The sequence below is a fragment of the Ilyomonas limi genome, assembly GCF_005233845.1.
GTDB lineage: Bacteria > Bacteroidota > Bacteroidia > Chitinophagales > Chitinophagaceae > Ilyomonas > Ilyomonas limi.
Genome location: NZ_SZQL01000001.1, coordinates 178384 through 195742 on the forward strand (window position 1 = coordinate 178384; position 17359 = coordinate 195742).

General features: G+C 42.4%; 13 protein-coding genes and 1 tRNA gene. 5 read left to right on the top strand and 9 right to left on the bottom strand.

The features are described 5' to 3' along the window. Window positions 1-104 precede the first annotated feature (104 nt). Entirely contained in the window at window positions 105-1301 is a 1197-nt protein-coding gene (locus tag FC093_RS00740) for a DUF1624 domain-containing protein (protein ID WP_137259825.1), read from the bottom strand. A gap of 225 nt (window positions 1302-1526) precedes the next feature. Here FC093_RS00740 and FC093_RS00745 point away from each other — a divergent pair, with 225 nt between their 5' ends. The 4 genes from FC093_RS00745 (at window position 1527) to FC093_RS00760 (ending at window position 5100) form a co-directional block, all read left to right on the top strand. Continuing rightward, the gene (locus tag FC093_RS00745) at window positions 1527-1907 is read left to right on the top strand and encodes a hypothetical protein (RefSeq protein WP_137259826.1); all 381 of its coding nucleotides are present in this window, start codon (window positions 1527-1529) and stop codon (window positions 1905-1907) included. A gap of 259 nt (window positions 1908-2166) precedes the next feature. Further along, on the top strand, window positions 2167-2805 hold the full coding sequence (locus FC093_RS00750; RefSeq protein ID WP_137259827.1) for a bifunctional 4-hydroxy-2-oxoglutarate aldolase/2-dehydro-3-deoxy-phosphogluconate aldolase: 639 nt from the start codon (window positions 2167-2169) through the stop codon (window positions 2803-2805). Then, window positions 2802-3953 (top strand): galactonate dehydratase, encoded by a 1152-nt coding sequence (gene dgoD / locus FC093_RS00755; protein WP_240743139.1) that lies wholly within the window; start codon window positions 2802-2804, stop codon window positions 3951-3953. Before FC093_RS00750 ends, dgoD begins: the two co-directional genes overlap by 4 nt. Window positions 3954-4134: 181 nt before the next feature. Then, the gene (locus FC093_RS00760) at window positions 4135-5100 is read left to right on the top strand and encodes a 2-dehydro-3-deoxygalactonokinase (protein ID WP_137259828.1); all 966 of its coding nucleotides are present in this window, start codon (window positions 4135-4137) and stop codon (window positions 5098-5100) included. A 284-nt stretch (window positions 5101-5384) separates the two neighbouring features. On the opposite strand, the gene FC093_RS00765 is transcribed toward FC093_RS00760, so the two are convergent. From FC093_RS00765 to FC093_RS00795, 7 genes are all read right to left on the bottom strand, one after another. Further along, window positions 5385-7415: a PAS domain S-box protein gene (locus tag FC093_RS00765; protein ID WP_137259829.1), complete on the bottom strand. Its 2031-nt coding sequence runs from the start codon at window positions 7413-7415 to the stop codon at window positions 5385-5387. Between the two features lie 239 nt (window positions 7416-7654). Beyond that, window positions 7655-10966, bottom strand: coding sequence for a maltose alpha-D-glucosyltransferase (gene treS / locus FC093_RS00770; RefSeq protein ID WP_137259830.1), 3312 nt, complete (start codon window positions 10964-10966; stop codon window positions 7655-7657). A 496-nt stretch (window positions 10967-11462) separates the two neighbouring features. Then, window positions 11463-11897: a DoxX family protein gene (locus tag FC093_RS00775; protein WP_137259831.1), complete on the bottom strand. Its 435-nt coding sequence runs from the start codon at window positions 11895-11897 to the stop codon at window positions 11463-11465. A gap of 226 nt (window positions 11898-12123) precedes the next feature. Further along, window positions 12124-13236, bottom strand: coding sequence for an SGNH/GDSL hydrolase family protein (locus tag FC093_RS00780; RefSeq protein ID WP_137259832.1), 1113 nt, complete (start codon window positions 13234-13236; stop codon window positions 12124-12126). 153 nt (window positions 13237-13389) lie between these two features. Then, entirely contained in the window at window positions 13390-14067 is a 678-nt protein-coding gene (locus tag FC093_RS00785) for a sulfotransferase family protein (protein ID WP_170970948.1), read from the bottom strand. Window positions 14068-14149: 82 nt separating this feature from the next. Then, the gene (locus FC093_RS00790) at window positions 14150-14821 is read right to left on the bottom strand and encodes a phosphatase PAP2 family protein (RefSeq protein ID WP_137259833.1); all 672 of its coding nucleotides are present in this window, start codon (window positions 14819-14821) and stop codon (window positions 14150-14152) included. A gap of 123 nt (window positions 14822-14944) precedes the next feature. After that, the gene (locus tag FC093_RS00795) at window positions 14945-15823 is read right to left on the bottom strand and encodes a diacylglycerol/lipid kinase family protein (RefSeq protein ID WP_137259834.1); all 879 of its coding nucleotides are present in this window, start codon (window positions 15821-15823) and stop codon (window positions 14945-14947) included. 44 nt (window positions 15824-15867) lie between these two features. On the opposite strand from FC093_RS00795, the gene FC093_RS00800 reads away from it, so the two are divergent. Next, entirely contained in the window at window positions 15868-16872 is a 1005-nt protein-coding gene (locus FC093_RS00800) for an App1 family protein (RefSeq protein ID WP_137259835.1), read from the top strand. A 162-nt stretch (window positions 16873-17034) separates the two neighbouring features. Here the strand turns inward: FC093_RS00800 and FC093_RS00805 are convergent. Continuing rightward, a tRNA-Leu gene (locus tag FC093_RS00805) sits at window positions 17035-17119 on the bottom strand. Window positions 17120-17359 lie beyond the last annotated feature (240 nt).

Genomic DNA, 17359 nt, shown 5'->3' on the forward strand with positions numbered 1-17359 from the left:
AGGAATACATATAACACAGAGATATACGAAGTATTTATTCTTTATTACTTCTTTGTAAACTTTTTTACTCTTAGGGCCTTAATGGTTCAAAAGCAAAGCCGCTATTACAAATAAGTAAGCCATGTATATTGAGGATGATTGCGCCTGTAATTGCCATACCATTTGCAGGGGAAATATAAAATAACTACCGCACTTATCCATACTACATACACTACCCACAGCGGATAACCCGCATTGGGATGCACCTGGAAACCGGGGAGCAAAGCTTCGCCCGAACCCCGGCCGGAAATAAGCATAAAAATACGGGCAAGCGAATGTAGAACCAATATATGCAACATGTAATATACAAAAGGCACTCTGCCAAACACTACCACTATCCTTGTAAAAGCATTGACAATATTCTCAGTTACAGCCAATACAATCAATGCCGGCCCAATCGTCATCAGCATGTACAGTAAAGAGGGCGGATATTTGGTAGTATTTACAAAATCAAGCACTGTAAACAGCGGTGTTTGCTGTATTGACCAGTGTTGCCTGTCGCCATACACATTGATTAATCTTATAATGATAAACAGTGCAATGATGATAATGCCGGTAGTTAATAAAAATAGCTTTCTGTAAGCGGGATTGATGTTTTTAGCATATAATTTACCCAAGCAATATCCGCAAATCATCAACCCCAGCCAGGGCAGAAAAGGATAAGCTATGAGTATGGAATAGTTAGGAAAAGGTTGGTACAAATTGGGTGCATGCACCAGCGACCATGCCACCGATGCGGCAACAGGTTGCGTAACCTGAATGTTGTCTAATGCGTTATGCCCAACTACAATCAGTAATCCTATACCCAACAACAAGCGATAAGGTAAAAACTGCAAAAAGGACAAGCAAACCATAGACATACCGATTGCCCAAAACACTTCCAGCATGAGGAAACGGGTATACCCAAATTGCCATAAACCATTAACGATAATTATTTCCGCAATAATGAGCCAGATACCTCTTGTAAATAAAAAGAAGGCTACTTGTTTTTTTGTTTTGTTTCGTTGTGCATACAAAAAAACAGAAGTGCCTGACAAGAAAACAAATATGGGCGCGCAATAGTGCGTTATCCATCGTGTAAAAAACAGGAATGCAGAAGTTGTTTTAAAATTGAGCGGGTCATTGCCAATGAGCGCGTCATGATGAAAAAACTCACGGGTATGGTCAAGAGCCATTATGATCATTACAATACCGCGAAGTATGTCAATAGAGGCGATGCGGTGGGTGGTCTTTGGTGTTGGTGTTAATGCAATCGTATTCATAAACAGTTACGGGAATAGTAATAGTTAAAAGTACAATTTTAGCGTTGGCAGTTTTATTTATTCTTTATGCGGCATTACGCTTACATAGAAGGCTTACCGGCTGCACTTACATTGGCTAATACAACCTGTATATTGCTGGCGTAAATATTTGGCTTATTGGGCGAAAGTGTTGGGCTTTAACAATTATCTGCATACCATTTGCGCCAAAAAGCAAAAATTACAATCATGAAAAAAATCATTTTGTGTTTACTGATTATGTTATCATTAAATGCAACTGCAAAATTGTTTGCCCAGCAAAACGGTGGTGGGCAGCAACGAATGCAGGCCATGCGTGCCTATCTGAAAGATTCAGTTAACCTGTCTGATGCAATGGCAGATTCGGTAATGGCTATCCGTATGCAATACCAGCCGCAGATGCGCGACATTTATAGGGATCAGTCCGCCACCGATGCCGACAAGCAAACCAAAATGCAAAGTTTGCGAACTGAAATGGAAGCAAGGTATAAAGCAGCCGGCTTAACCGATGCACAGATACAACAAATGCGCGAGCATGACAACCGGATGCGGGCACAAATGCGTAGCCGGATGAATGGCGGCGGGCGGTAAAGTTTGATAAACGCACTTATGCGTAAAAGACTGCTCTTCCAGCAGTCTTTTTTGTGTGGATGATTTAAGGTGGAAGAATAGAAATCTTTTTATAAAGACAATCTTATAACTGCATAAACAATGCAGTATTTGGCTTGATGTTCACTAGCTTTCCTTTATAAAAGTATTTTCTATTACCATCTTATCAACCTCCCCGCTCACAACACTTTCTTATACTTTACCTTTACGCTTCATTCACAAGCATAAACACCTTTTCTCCATGTCCACATTATCCTATATACTCCAGCATAAGATTGTAGCCATCATGCGTGGCATGCCGCCGAAAGACTCCATTAGCCTTGCTAACGCATTGTATAAAGGCGGCATCAACATGTTAGAAATCACACTTAATTCTCCTGATGCATTAAGTGTGATAGAAGAGTTGTCGCAACAGTTTAAAGATAAAATGCTCATCGGGGCAGGCACGGTACTCACTGCACAGGAAGCAACTGATGCCATCAATGCCGGTGCACAGTTTATTATTTCACCGGCGTTAGATATTGATGTAATAAAAACTACTAAAAATGCAGGTAAAGTAAGCATTCCCGGGGCTTATACGCCCACCGAAATTGTACAGGCACAGCGCAGCGGTGCCGATATTATCAAAGTCTTTCCCGCGCCGAATGCGGCTTACATTAAAAACGTTTTGGCACCGTTGAATCAATTCAAATTAATGCCCACAGGCGGCATTAAGGTTGATAATATTAAAGATTTTGCAGCCGCAGGTGCTGTGGCATTTGGTATTGGCAGCGCATTGGTTAATAGTAAAGAAGAAGTGAACGAATTGTACCTGCAAAACTTAGAAGACAAAGCACGCCGTTTTACCGGCGCTATTCATGCAACGGAAGTACAGCCATGATGAAAATAACAAACTATACTTTATATCAGGTGCCACCGCGCTGGTTGTTCTTAAAAATAGAAACAAGCGAAGGCATTACCGGCTGGGGTGAGCCGGTGATTGAAGGCAAAGCTGCTACCGTTAAAACAGCAGTGGAAGAACTGATGACCTATTTGGTAGGCAAAGACCCGATGAACATAGAAGACCATTGGAACGTGCTATACCGTAGTGGTTTTTATCGCGGCGGACCTATTTTGATGAGCGCCATTGCAGGCATAGACCAGGCATTGTGGGATATAAAAGGGAAGTATTTCAATGCACCCGTTCACCAACTCATGGGTGGCAAAGCAAGAGATACGATCAAGGTGTATTCGTGGATAGGCGGCGACCGCCCGGCAGACGTGGCGAATGCTGCCAGAACCGCCGTGGCCGCGGGCTTCAGGGCAATTAAGATGAACGCTTCGGAAGAGCTGCAATACATAGATTCGTACGAAAAAGTAGATGCGGTATTGCAGCGCGTGGCAATGGTGCGCGAAGCTGGTGGCAGCGCATTGGGTATTGGTGTTGACTTTCACGGACGCGTACACAAGCCAATGGCTAAAGTGCTGGCAAAAGAACTGGAACCTTTTCATCCTATGTTTATTGAAGAGCCGGTGTTGCCCGAAAACAATGAAGCTTTGCGGGATATTGCACAGCACACCAGCATACCGATCGCTACCGGCGAAAGAATGTTTAGCCGTTGGCAGTTTAAAAATCTGTTGAAAGATGGTTATGCCGATATTATTCAGCCCGATTTGTCTCATGCAGGTGGCATTACGGAGTGCAAAAAAATCATTTCGATGGCAGAAGCTTTTGATGTTGCTGCTGCACCACATTGCCCGCTCGGCCCCATTGCGCTGGCAGCCTGCCTGCAGGTAGATGCCACTTGCCACAACGTGTTTATACAAGAGCAAAGCCTGGGTATCCACTACAATACCGGCAGCGATTTGCTCGATTATCTTACCGATAAAACTGTATTTAAATACGACAATGGTTTTGTAAAAATTCCATCGGGCGCGGGCTTAGGTATTGAAATAAATGAAGAGCAGGTAAGGAAAATGGCAGCTATAGGACACGACTGGCGTAACCCGCAATGGCGGCACGAAGATGGTAGTGTGGCGGAATGGTAAGGAGTTGATTTCTCACAAATGGCACAGATGAACACGCAGATAAAAAGCAAAATAATCTTTCATCTTATAAGGCCTTTTATTTGACTATTAGGATACGCTTTACCCGCTACTTAAACTCGATGCTATTATATATGATAATAATAAACAGCATCGGCGCCATTTGTGAGGCAAAACACAACACATGAATACATTTATTAGTTGCGATTGGGGCACTTCGGCTTTTCGTTTACGATTGATAGATGCAAATACAAAGGAAGTATTGGCTACCATCAAAACAGATTGGGGTATTGCTGCTGTGTATAATGATTGGAACAATAACCATCCTGCAACAGACCGGCTCCAATTTTACAGCAACATATTAGCTGATGGTGTACGAGCATTAGCGCAGGAGTGTAAGCATGCTTTAGAAGATATAACTATTGTTATCTCCGGCATGGCATCTTCGAGCATTGGTATGATGGACCTGCCTTACAAAGCATTGCCTTTTCATTTAGATGGTGCTGATGTATTGACCGAAGTTGTTTCCTCTTTACCCAACTTTCATCATCAACTATTATTCATTTCCGGTGCTAAAACAAGGGAAGATGTAATGCGCGGTGAAGAAACAAAGCTGCTGGGCTGTGACGTAAGTAATCAACAGGAAAAACAATTACTCATTTTACCTGGTACGCACACCAAGCATGTAGTGGTTGAAGATAAGGTGGCCGTTGATTTTAAAACTTACATGACCGGCGAATTGTTTAGCCTCCTATCCACAAAGAGTGTGTTAGCAGCTTCTGTAGAAAAAGGAGAAAAAGGGCAGGAAAATGATAATAAAGCTTTCTTTTTAAAAGGTGTTACCGAAGCAGCCAATAATAATTTCCTCAATAGTATTTTTCATGTAAGAACATACCACTTGTTTAATTATCATTCACCGCATCAAAGCTATCAATACCTTAGTGGGCTATTAATCGGGAATGAATTGAAGGAACTTTTAAATAAAAAATACAGCAGCATCACGCTGGTGGCTACCGGTGTATTAGCACCGCTTTACCGGCAGGCTTTGCAAGCATTAGGCATTCAAATAAATAAAGAAACAGATGCTGATGAAGCATTGATAGCAGGACAATGCAAAATGTATTTGCAGATGAAAAAGCAACAGTTTTGATAAAAAGAAAGTAACGCGACTTTATTTGTAAGTGTGCTAATGCAATTAAATTAGAACACAATGCACTACCGGTAGCGGCTATCAACGTATGCTTTTATACCTTCTGCCTGGACATTGCTTTAATTTGTTGCATGTATCGTAAACAATTATTCTTTGCTTTTGTCATGCTGAGGCACGAAGCATCTGTGCTTTAGCATAGATTAAAGTTTATTTACAGAATGATTTATCTACCACTTACAGATGCTTCCTTCGCCGATATAATAAACCCGGCGTGTGATTCAATACTACCGGCTTACTGGAATCTCAAACGTAAATGTAGAGCCAGCACCTGGTTTGCTGGAGACGGATAATTTGCCGCCATGCCGGTTGATAATTTCGTTGCAGATATACAGCCCGATGCCCAGGCCGGAGACGTGCGAAGCCACGTTTTTTACCCTGTAAAACCGTTCGAAAATAAATCGTTGCTCTTCTTCGGGAATACCAGCGCCAAAATCCTGTACCGATACGGTAGCATTGCCACCAGCGGCTAAACAACGGATGATAATATAGTTTGCGTTAGGCGAATATTTAATAGCATTGGAAACAAGATTGATAATTACCTGCTCTATTCGTTGCCTGTCGGCATACACCATCAGTTCGCTGGTGCTACATTCCAAAACAATACTGTGCAAGTTGCTCGTTTGCTGCATCATTTCCTTTACTTCATTCAGCAAATGCACCAGATCGAACGAAGTAAAATTAAACGGCATTTTGCCGGTATTAATTTTAGAAACATCCAGCAGATCGGCAATCAGCGAAGACAGCTTGTTGATTTGCTGTACTGCCTTATTTACAAACAATTTATTTTGGTTATCGCCTTTGAGTGTTCTTTGTAATATTTGCAAATAGCCCAAAACGCTGGTAACAGGTGTTTTTAACTCATGGCTGGCCAAACCAATAAACTCATCCTTTTTTATATTCAGTGCTTCTACCGTTTCAAACAACTTTGCGTTTTCGAGTGCCAGGGCTGCCTGTGGAGCAATGCCTGATACCAAATCTTCGTGCGCTTTGGTAAACTTTGCGGGTTGAGAATGTCCATAGAATAATCCGCCAATCACCAATCCCATTTTTGACAGTACAGGAACTGCCAGATAACTTACTACCGGCAAATGTCCCTCGGGCATGCCATTGTACGGTGTATTCTTTCCATATCTCGGGTCTTTTGTTATATCATCCGATCTTAAAATGCCTTCTCCTTTAAATGTAACCTTAAACACCTGCGTATTGCGTGGCATACCAAATTTATCAAAAGCCTCTTTGGATGCACCCGATAAAGTATAAAGCATTAAGCTTTCACCTTTTTCGTTTACAGTGTTGTAAAAGAAAGCACCGAACTCGGCATCAATCAACTGCGTAGTGGCATCGGTTACTTTTTGCAAAATAGCCTGCGTATCTAAGTTTTCCGAAATTGATTTAGCCAATGAATTAATAATCTGCAGACTTTTTACATGCGAGTGCATTCTTTCTTTCAGCGCTTTCTGCTCCGTAATGTCGCGCGCTATTTTGGATGCACCAATAATGTTGCCTTTATCATCTTTAATAGGCGAAATGGTAAGTGAAATATCAACTTCTTTTCCATCTTTAGTGAGGCGCACCGTTTCAAAATGATCTACTCTTTCGCCGCTTCTTATTTTACTAATAATTAAATCTTCTTCGCTCAATCTTTCGCGTGGAATAATCAAACTGATATGCCTGCCAATTGCTTCGGCAGCAGTATAGCCAAACAGGTGTTCTGCTTCTTTATTCCAGGTTTTTATAATGCCATTGAGGTTTTTACTTACAATCGCATCGTGCGAAGACTCCACGATAGCGGCAAGCCTGGCTTTGCTTTCTTCGTCAGTTTTCTGGTCGGTTATATCTATCAGCGTGTTGACTGCACCGGTTAATGCTCCATTTGCATCAAATAGAGGGTGAGGATTAGCAAGCACAAATCTCCTGTTGCCATCCGGGCGCTCTACAATAATCTCTTCGCCCTGAAAAGGCCTTTTCTCCTTTAGGGTTAGTGCCATCGGACAACTATCTAAGGGTAGCAGATTACCATCTACCTTAAAAATTTTCCATGCCCCACACCAAAGATCTCTGCCTAATACAGGTTCTCTGCCCCACAACTTTGCCGCAGCCCTGTTATAAGATTTTATATAACCGTCAGCATCACAGGTATATACAGCAATCGGTAAGTTTTGAAGTAAACTCTCCGAGAACTGTATATCACCAATTTCATTGTGTTTACTATTACCAGATATATGAATATAATCAAGAGAAGCAGAATCCAACATAATTTTTAATAAAAATTAAACTAGTGCTTTGTGCATACAAAACCTGTTAATAAATGAAAAATAAAGTTATACAAAACTATACTTATATATTTGAGTATTATGCAGTATGCAATGCTTTTGATTGATTTTAGTAAAAAGGATTGCAAAAATTATAGAATAGCATCGGCAAACTATAACACGTTTGTTAATACTGTTGTTATTGTAACACCATACGAATATAGCGCATGCAATTATTTATACTATTTCAAAATTGCTTTTATTACCCGTAATGGAATACGCACCCAATCGGGGCGGTTTACCAGTTCCTTGTTTACTTCAGCTACCGCTTTTTCCAGTAAATAGGTATGAATCATCAGCACCACTTCTTCCTTTTCTTTTGGTATCAGCGGGCTGCCGGCAACTGTATCCAAATACGCTTTCATGAAAAAGCTGGTCATGTAATGCACCCACAACAACAGCAGCGGCCGCAGGCTTTCCATTTCATTTTGGTGCAATTGTTTATTTATCAAAAAGCCTTCGTACGCTACATTGTACAGCGAATGAATCATCGTAGCCACGTCACGCAACGGCGAGCGCTTCAACCTTTTCTCGCTATAGCTGCGGTACGGGTTGCCGCTAAAATCTTTAATGGCAATATCTTTACCCGAAATTAATACCTGGCGCGTATTGTAGTTGCCATGAATGCGTATTTTTTCAACATCCAGCTTTTTTGCGTAGATCTTTTTAAACTCATTCAAAATATCCTGCCGGCGCGTTAAAACGGTTTCGGCATCCTGCCGCACCTCTCCCTGCAGTTGGTCCATGTATTTCTGCAGGTTGCCTGTAGCCTCGCGCACCAGCGCCTGCATAGATGAGAAGAGTGACCGCTGGTAGTGCAGCGAGAAGTCTTCCGGCTGAAAAGCTTTGGACATTTTATCGGCAGCCAGCGCCAGGTGCATTTGCCCGGTGCGTACACCCAGCAAGCTTATTTGCTCGGCAGCCGTTGGACTTAAAAACTCCTGCAAATCTTCGGGCAAGTCGCTAAAGCTCACCGGCCTGGTAAGTGAGCCGATGAACGGGTATTGCAACAGCTTTTCACGGTCGCGCGCCAGTATGCGTTCAATAAAATTGTTCAGTCGTTCCAGCATAAAGCTGTGGTAATCGCCGTGATTTTCTATCATCACCTGCATCATGCCCAGCGTCATGGTATCTCTTCCCAACTGCCACTCAATAGCACCTACAAACGCAGGCACATACGGAAAGTGCGCCTCTTCGGTGAGGTGCCGGGTGAGTTCCACATCGGGGTTTTCTGTCCTATCTACCTTGCGGTACAGTTTAAGAAAGAAACTATTGTTGTAAGTGATAGCTGTATTAATCACTTCGGTAGGATGCACGCGCGGTCTTATTTCGGGCTGCGATGCAACAAATTGCTGCAGGCTGTCATTTGCATAAAAACGAATAATGCCGTCTTTTACCTTTAACAGACTGCCGGAGGCTAATTTTTTAATTAATTCCTGCTGCACTGGTTCGGTATAAAAAGCATCGCACAAAAAACCTTCCTGCCCGTCTACTTTTATGTTGGCTATCAGCGCTTCCGGGCAATTGGTGTTTAATTTACCAGCCATTTTGTCTTTAGCAAATGCAACGGCTAACTGGTAAGTTTCGGGCAAGCCGCTGTCGTAATTCACTTCTACCAGCAACACCACAGCATTGCTTTCCTGTAGTGGAATGGTAGCGTAATTGGTGATAGCTAAGTGATGTATCTCGGCAACATTGCTGGTAAACCAGGTTGTTTTGGTAAGATAAGGCAGTAAAATATATTCTTCCAGCATACTCAACGCATCCCTGCTGGTAATGGCATCCCAGCTAACTAAGTTTAGCTCAGGCAGTTGGCTGCCCCCATCCGTTTCCACCTGCGATTTTTCCATTTCAAACCAATAAAAAGCATACGGACTTAAGGTGAGAATATACGGATGGTTATCTCTTATGGCAGGAAAGCGGTTTTTACTAAATAACTCTACCGGCACATAATTATTAAAAGCCGATAAATCTATCTCTGCTGCCTGCGCATATTTAGATAAATTAACTACAATCAGCAAGGTTTGATCCTGGTAGGTGCGGGTAAAAGCCAGTATTTTAGGATTACCTACATTCAAAAATTGCATATCGCCACGGCCAAATGCTTTGTGCTGCCGGCGCATGCTTAATATGCGCTTCATATACCAGAAAAGCGAAGAAGTATTGCTGCGCTGTACTTCTACATTCACGGCTTCGTAGTTGTACTCCGGATCGAGAATAAGTGGCAGATACAGCTTTTGCGGGTTAGCGGCTGAAAAGCCTCCGTTGCGGTCAGGCGACCATTGCATGGGAGTTCGAACCCCATCTCTGTCGCCTAAGTAAAAGTTATCGCCCATGCCTATTTCATCGCCATAATAAATCACCGGCGTACCAGGCAGTGAGAAAAGCAGCGAATTCATCAACTCTATTTTGTTGCGACTGTTACCCATTAGCGGTGCTAAGCGGTGGCGAATACCCAAGTTAATTTTAGCACGCGGATCTTTAGCATACACTTTATACATGTAATCGCGCTCCTCGTCAGTTACCATCTCCAGCGTCAGTTCATCGTGGTTGCGCAAAAATATGGCCCACTGGCAGGTTGCTGGTATAGCCGGCGTTTGGTCGAAAATATCGGTAATTGGATAACGGTCTTCCCTTTGCAACGCCATAAACATGCGTGGCATTACGGGGAAGTGATAATTCATGTGGCACTCATCACCGTTGCCAAAATAAGAGGCTGAATCTTCGGGCCACATGTTAGCTTCTGCAAGGAATACCGTGCCGGGAAAATGCTCATCTACATGCCTGCGCAATTTCTTTAAAAAAACATGTGTTTCGGGCAGGTTTTCGCCATTGGTGTCTTCGCGCTCAAAGAGGTAAGGCACGGCATCCAGCCTGAAGCCATCCACACCCATTGCACACCAGTAATCTAATATTTTAAACACTTCTTCCTGTACCAGCGGACTATCGTAGTTAAGATCGGGCTGATGATGAAAAAAGCGATGCCAGTAGTATTGCTGCGCTACCGGGTCCCAACTCCAGTTGCTCGCTTCAAAGTCCTGGAAAATGATACGCACATCTTTATACTTTGTGGGGTCATCTGTCCACACATAATAATCTCTTTCGGGCGAGCCTTTGGGTGCACGCCGCGCCCGCTGAAACCAGGGGTGCTGGTCGGAAGTATGATTGATGACTAATTCGGTTATTACTTTCAGGTTACGTTTATGGGCTTCATTCAGGAACTGTTTAAATTGCTCTACATTGCCATAAGTTGGGTTGATGCTGTAATAATCGGCTATGTCGTATCCATCATCGCGCAATGGCGATGGGTAAAAAGGCAATACCCAAATAGCCGTTATACCCAGATCTTGCAAATAATCCAGCTTTTGCAGCAGACCGGTAAAATCGCCAATACCATCGGCATTGCTATCGTTAAATGCTTTAATGTGCAGTTCGTAAATAATCGCGTCTTTATACCAATGCAACTTGTCGTCCAGTACTGTATGTAAAGCCATAGTGTATGTAATTGAATATGTTTATTATTTTAATAACAGATGCGCCAGGCCACACTCTCCAAATATGCACATAGGCAATTAAACAATAATCATGCAGGCTCGTTTTTTGATACGGCAAAACTTTAACGGCAGAGCACGATCCGTTAGAGGTTGTTTGGGAAAAACAGTTCAAGCTACTAAGGCTGTAAGGATGCAAAGCCACACAAAGAAATACTCGCAGCGTTCTATGAATAAAGAGTACTCTATGTAACTTTATTACTTTGAGATTTCGTAGCTTCCTGTTTTTAAAATGTAAACGACGGCTTAATTAAAAGCAACGGATTAAGTAGCTGAAGCCACAGGATAAATTTATACACTTTGAGTAAGCAACATGCTGTTCCCCGGGATTGCAGGATACAGTTTATAGTAAATTACAACAAGCGCATACCAATGCTGTATTCAGGCAAGTAGCATTGTCTGAATAAAATTTTAGTCTTATTAGTGGGTAAATAATTGCTTACAAATGCGAGTTCTTTACCTGCCTGTCCACAGAGTATGAGCCACTGCCTTCTATTAAAAATACAATGAGCAATATAAGGATAAGAATCGAGAACAATAAATCGGATTGGCCGGAGTAAACGCCACCACGCGTATTTACAAATATGATTGCCCCAATGAGGATAGGTATTTGCAGCAGGGCTGCCAGCCGTGTGAATAAGCCAATCACTATCAAAAAGCCGCCAAACAGGTGTGCCCACGGAATAAAATAAGCTAACCAATACAAGCCCTGCGGAATAGAAGATCTGGTAAAGATTTCCTGCAATATGGTGCTGTTGCGTATAAAAGTAATGCCTTTGGCAAGCAGGCACAAGCCCAATGCTATACGCACAATTACCAGCCATTGTGGCTGATGCTTAAGGCTCCAGTTGTTTATTCGTTGAAGAGTAAGCATAACGTTAGATTTTATAGGTGGGAGATATTATAAAGTTACATTTTATTACAACGGCTATCATTTTTTTTCTTATCACTGAAGGGAGATATCCCTCATCTATGCTAATACGCAAAAGCAACAAAAAGGTTCCAAACTTCTAAAAGCCTGGAACCTTTCATCTTATAATTGTATGTCGTAATTACTCAAATACAGCAGGCAGTTACTATCTTCTCCATAAAACCTTCGTTTACAACAATTTTTTAAAGAATGGCAACAATTGCGCCGCCATCTTTGCATGGTCTTCTACGCTGGGGTGACCACTGCAGCCGCCTGCCTGCATCGGCTCAAAGAAAAATACGGCTACCGGCCTGGCAGCAGAATATAAAGCATCTACTGCTTTCTTTACGGCAGTGAGGCAGTTTTGCAATAGCTCACGGTCGGCACCGTGCATCATAGGGCTGCTCAGTAATGCAATCTGCGCGTTGGGATATTTACTTTTTATAAGTTGCACAAATTGGATATAATGACTGGTAAACCGGGCACTATCAAACGGTAATCTCTTTTTTATGCCATCGCCGCGGCTCATATCATTGGTGCCCAGCGCAATGCTTACAATGGCAGGCGAATAAGTGGTAAAATTCCACTGTTGTGCACTGTCTAAGGTAAGGTCGGTTTTTTCATACACCTGCGGCATGGCAGGACCATCACTGTTCCAATTGCGATAAATACCAATGCCGCTTACACTGCTCAATATATAATTAGCCTGTAAAGCCCTTGCCACCCTTGGACCATACGCATTATATGCATTGTGATGGTCGTGGTAATCACCTGTACCGCATGGTACTTCCGACGTGTCGGCAGCAGCGCCGCAGGTAATGCTGTTACCAATAAATTCTATCAACGGTGCATTGCCTGCCTGTAGTGCGTGGAGGTGTTGCCCGGTTATTTTTTGTATATAAACGGGACCTGTTTGTGCTTCGGTGGCTTTGTATATCCACACGGTATGCGTGCCGTTACTATCTGCTGATAGGGTAATGGGCTGTGCCGCATTGCCGGCTACTTTTATTCTTTTTTGATACACACCATCGAGTTCGTATTGCAGGTAGTTGTGACTGTTGGCATCATTGATAAATGCATACATAGTACATTCCTTGCCTGTAAAAGTAAAACCAACATGTACGGCAGAACTAATGAGCTTTAAGTTGTGGCCGTTCATACTATAGCGGCCATAAGGCTTTAATGCATTACCATAAATTACCTGCTGGTCATGAGCTGGTCTGCTTTGCGCTGCAACGGTTATATACAGCAGAAAAAAAGAAAGCAGGAATACATTGGTTTTTTTAAGCATGGTGTTACTCATTAATACAAATGCAAGGTTAAGGTATTTAACGAGCGTAAAAGGCAGGTTGGTCTCTTATGACAGACAGCAAGCCCGATAAGCCGGATGCACATGGAGAGGCTATGCCCATGTAAATGCTGTTACCACCTGTTGTGAGTAAAGGGGAAATAAAATCTAAATTTCTATTTTACCTTTTATGTGTTTAATACGGTTCACAAATTCATCGCGCGAGTTGGACTTTGGAAAAGGTGTATTTGGAACGGGGACATTTAAGAAATTGCACAACGGCTCCCAGCCTTCTTTAGAGTTGAATATTAATAGCTTTTCCTCCGGAACCGTTTTTAATACTTCCTCATTATGCTGGTTGTAGCGCCTGATGACTTCTTCTTTATTTTTATAATCTTTACCAAACTCCAGCTCTATAAGTTTCCCATTGTGCTTAAGTACCGGCATTTGCTTACGAAGCTCCGGAGAGAAAGGCAGTTTAAGCAGTAACTGCAAAATTCTGCCAAGTGACGGCTTGCTTGCCCAGATGATCGTTTGCGAAGCACTTTGATACCACGATTCGGCATCGCGGATGGTATGTATGATTTTAGCATTGGGATAATATGCCATCAACTGCTTGTAATAACGCGCCACCGGATAATCTACCGCCGACTGATACCCTTGGAACAAAGCCTCCCAGTTGACCGGCCCGCCCTTTTCTGCCTGTTCAAAATAAACTACCTGGTCTGGGTGCTCAAATAATTCGGCCATGTGATAACATTTGCCAAAACCTAACATTTCGAGGGCTAATTTTAAGGAGTGGGTACCGGTGCGACCAAGACCGGAACCAATAATCTGGAGTGGCATAGCATGTGTTTTGATTATTGAAAGGTAAGAAGTTTTGCAATACTAAAGCGTATGCAGTCATTTATTGTAAGTATAGTATCTTTTATTGCTGCAACGAGCGACGCCGGTTAATCTTTTGTATTATCCAAAACGACAGAATCACCCACATGATACCCAAACAAAAACCGGCAATCACATCGGTTGCAAAATGCACATTCAGTACAATCCTGCTGATGCCTATTGCAACGGCAAGCAGCAACAATAAAATGGTGTACAGCCATTTCCATACAATATGCCAGTTGCTCTTCCAAACAAGATAAGCGAGTATGCTGCAAAAGATAAATGCAGAAAGCGAATGACCACTGGGAAAGCTATAGGTATGAATAGCTTTGATAATAGGCAGCTCGGGGCGCTGGCGCTGAAATATTTGTTTTAATGCCTGCATCATCAGAAAACTGCTAAGTGCAACTGTGGAAATATCCAGCGCAGTGCGTTTTTTTTGAAAAATGATTAAAGTGCCAATAAGCAGTATATATGCTGGCAGCAAAAACAGATTGGAACCTAAAAAGGTCAGGTCTTGCGCAACTCCTGTAATTGCTGGCGTGGCGTGTTGCATAAAAAATTGGTGCACCTGCGCATCAAACACATCTTCCTGCTCCAAAACGGCTTCGTGGGCGATGTATGCAAACAGGAATAAAGCCAGCAAAAACAAGGCAGCTAACACCAGCAGTTTAAGCGATGCCTGTTGCAACAGCCATTGTATTCTTTTATTCATAATACCTGTTGAATGAAGTGACTATTTGTGAATATATCGCAGCCTTATTTTTACAAATAGAATGAGTATAGTGGATTATGATAACATACAATATCTGTGTTTATCTGTGCTATCCGTGAGCAACTACTCCGGCACAATCACTTCCAGTGCACCGGCAAGTATAGTAGCTTTGATGTTGTTGACCTTGCCCAGGTATTCGCCATCTACCTGGAAGTGCGCTCTCCTGCGCGACCGGATGTGTAAAGAGCTTGTCTGCAGCACTTCGGTCTTGCTTTTATCGTAAGGCGTGTGTGTAATCATCATTTTAAAAATTTCTTTTACCGACAGCTTTTTTACTACAATTACTTCAAACACTTCATCGTCCAGCCTGCCATGCGGGTTAATGAGTGCGCCGGTACCGTACTTGGTAGCATTGGCTATTACTACCATGGCGGCATTGCGCCTTACCCAGGTGTTATCGGTTTGAATTTTTACATGCATCCGCCGGTTATTCCACCATACTTTAAAGGCAGCCTTTATATAACTCCACATACCACGCTTAGGCTCTGCTTCAAACTTTTTTATTATAAAGGCATTAAAACCAATATCACTAAGATGGATACATATTTCATTATTTATCTTAACAAGATGTATCTTTTTTGTTCCGCCATTCACAGCCACATCAATTGCTTTGGTTACATTCAAGGGAATGTTTAGTTCTTTAGCCATGCCATTTGCCGAGCCGGCAGGCAATATGGCTAACGGAATAGCAGTGTGCAACAGGCATTGCGCAGCCAGCTTAACCGTGCCATCGCCACCAACAGCAATTACACGCTGTGGCTGATAGTCGTCTATTTGTTGCTTTATCTGTGCAGGATCGCAGGGATTGGGTAGTTCATAAATTTTGATGCAATCATTGGACGATTTAAAATAATCCTGTATTTGCTGATGCCAGTCTGTTCCGTTATTTCCCGACTTAGGATTAACTATAAACAGTAATTTCAAGCTGCTTCTTTCGTTCATAACATCAATATGGCATTATTATTCCGGGTAAAAGTAAATGTAATATGGCAGGATTATCAAAATATAAACACGCAGCGGTGAAAGTGTATAATGGCTATGGACATACACACGATTTGGTGGTGTATGGCCATGTATTTAAAAGCAAGCCGCACATACCGCACAAATACACCAATAATGTGCTGCTCAATATCTTGCACCTGATACGCTTATTTTTTGTGGAACCACTGCCCCACGCCAAAGTACAGTTGCAATGGAGAGACCAAACTTTTTATGCAGAGGCAGAAGATGATGGTTTTTTTAGGTTTGAATGGTCATCGAGCAATGTAAATGCAGGCTGGCATTCGCTGGTAGTTAATTGTATAGATGAAACAGGGAATGTTGTAGCCACCGGTGAAGGAAAAGTACTAGTGCCACACTCTACACAGTATGCCTTTATTTCGGATATTGACGATACCGTATTGGTGTCGCACTCGGCTACCATTGGTAAAAGACTGCGCGTGCTGTTTACCAAAAACCCGCGCACCCGCAAGGTGTTTAATAATGCGGTAAAATTTTACGGGTTGCTGGCAAGTGCCCATACTGCAACAGAAGTAACCAATCCGTTTTTCTATGTATCGAGCAGCGAGTGGAACTTGTACGGCTACCTGAATGAATTTTTTAAATACAACGGCTTGCCCAATGGTATCTTTTTGCTAAACCAGGTAAAGCGCTGGTACGAATTGTTGAAAACCGGCAAAACCAAACACGACGGAAAACTGGTAAGAGTTATCAGAATTTTGAAAGTATTTCAAAAGCAACAGTTTGTCTTATTAGGCGATAATTCGCAGCGCGATCCTGATATTTATGCGGCTATCGTTAACAAGTACCCGCAAAAAATTTTTGCCGTTTATATCCGCAACATCCGCAAAGAAAAAGAAGCAGCGACAAGAGAACTATTACAAACCCTGGAAACGGCAGGTGTACATACCTGTTTGTTTAATGACAATGCCGCAGCCATAGAACATGCTAAAAAAATAGGGCTTATCGGCGCTGCGGTGCAGGCAGAATAATGCCAGATACGAATAAGTTATGTATAAGCTGCTTAATTGAAAATAGTATAAAGTATGGTATAAAAGTATTTTCCGTTATACCACCTCGTTAGGAGCGGAGTTACTGTCTCAAAGCAATGTATACAATAAAAAAGACGAAGATTAAACCTTCGTCTTTCTGAGTGCGGAAGAGGAGATTCGAACTCCCACGCCCGTTACAGGCGCTACCACCTCAAAGTAGTGCGTCTACCAGTTTCGCCACCTCCGCAACTTTGGGAGTGCAAATGTAATTGTTTCGTTTTATATAGCACACGGGTAGCACGGACTGAAGCACACAAATTTTTTATATGAATTGTTCAAATGCGAATTGCACGAATTTGATAACACACGGATGAAATGGCTGCGATATGGATAAGAATGGTTGTATTAGGTGAATGAATCAGGTTCATCAGATTTCCTCATTGGTATAATCCTTATCCAATCCCACCTGTGTTCCAAAAAACGTGTA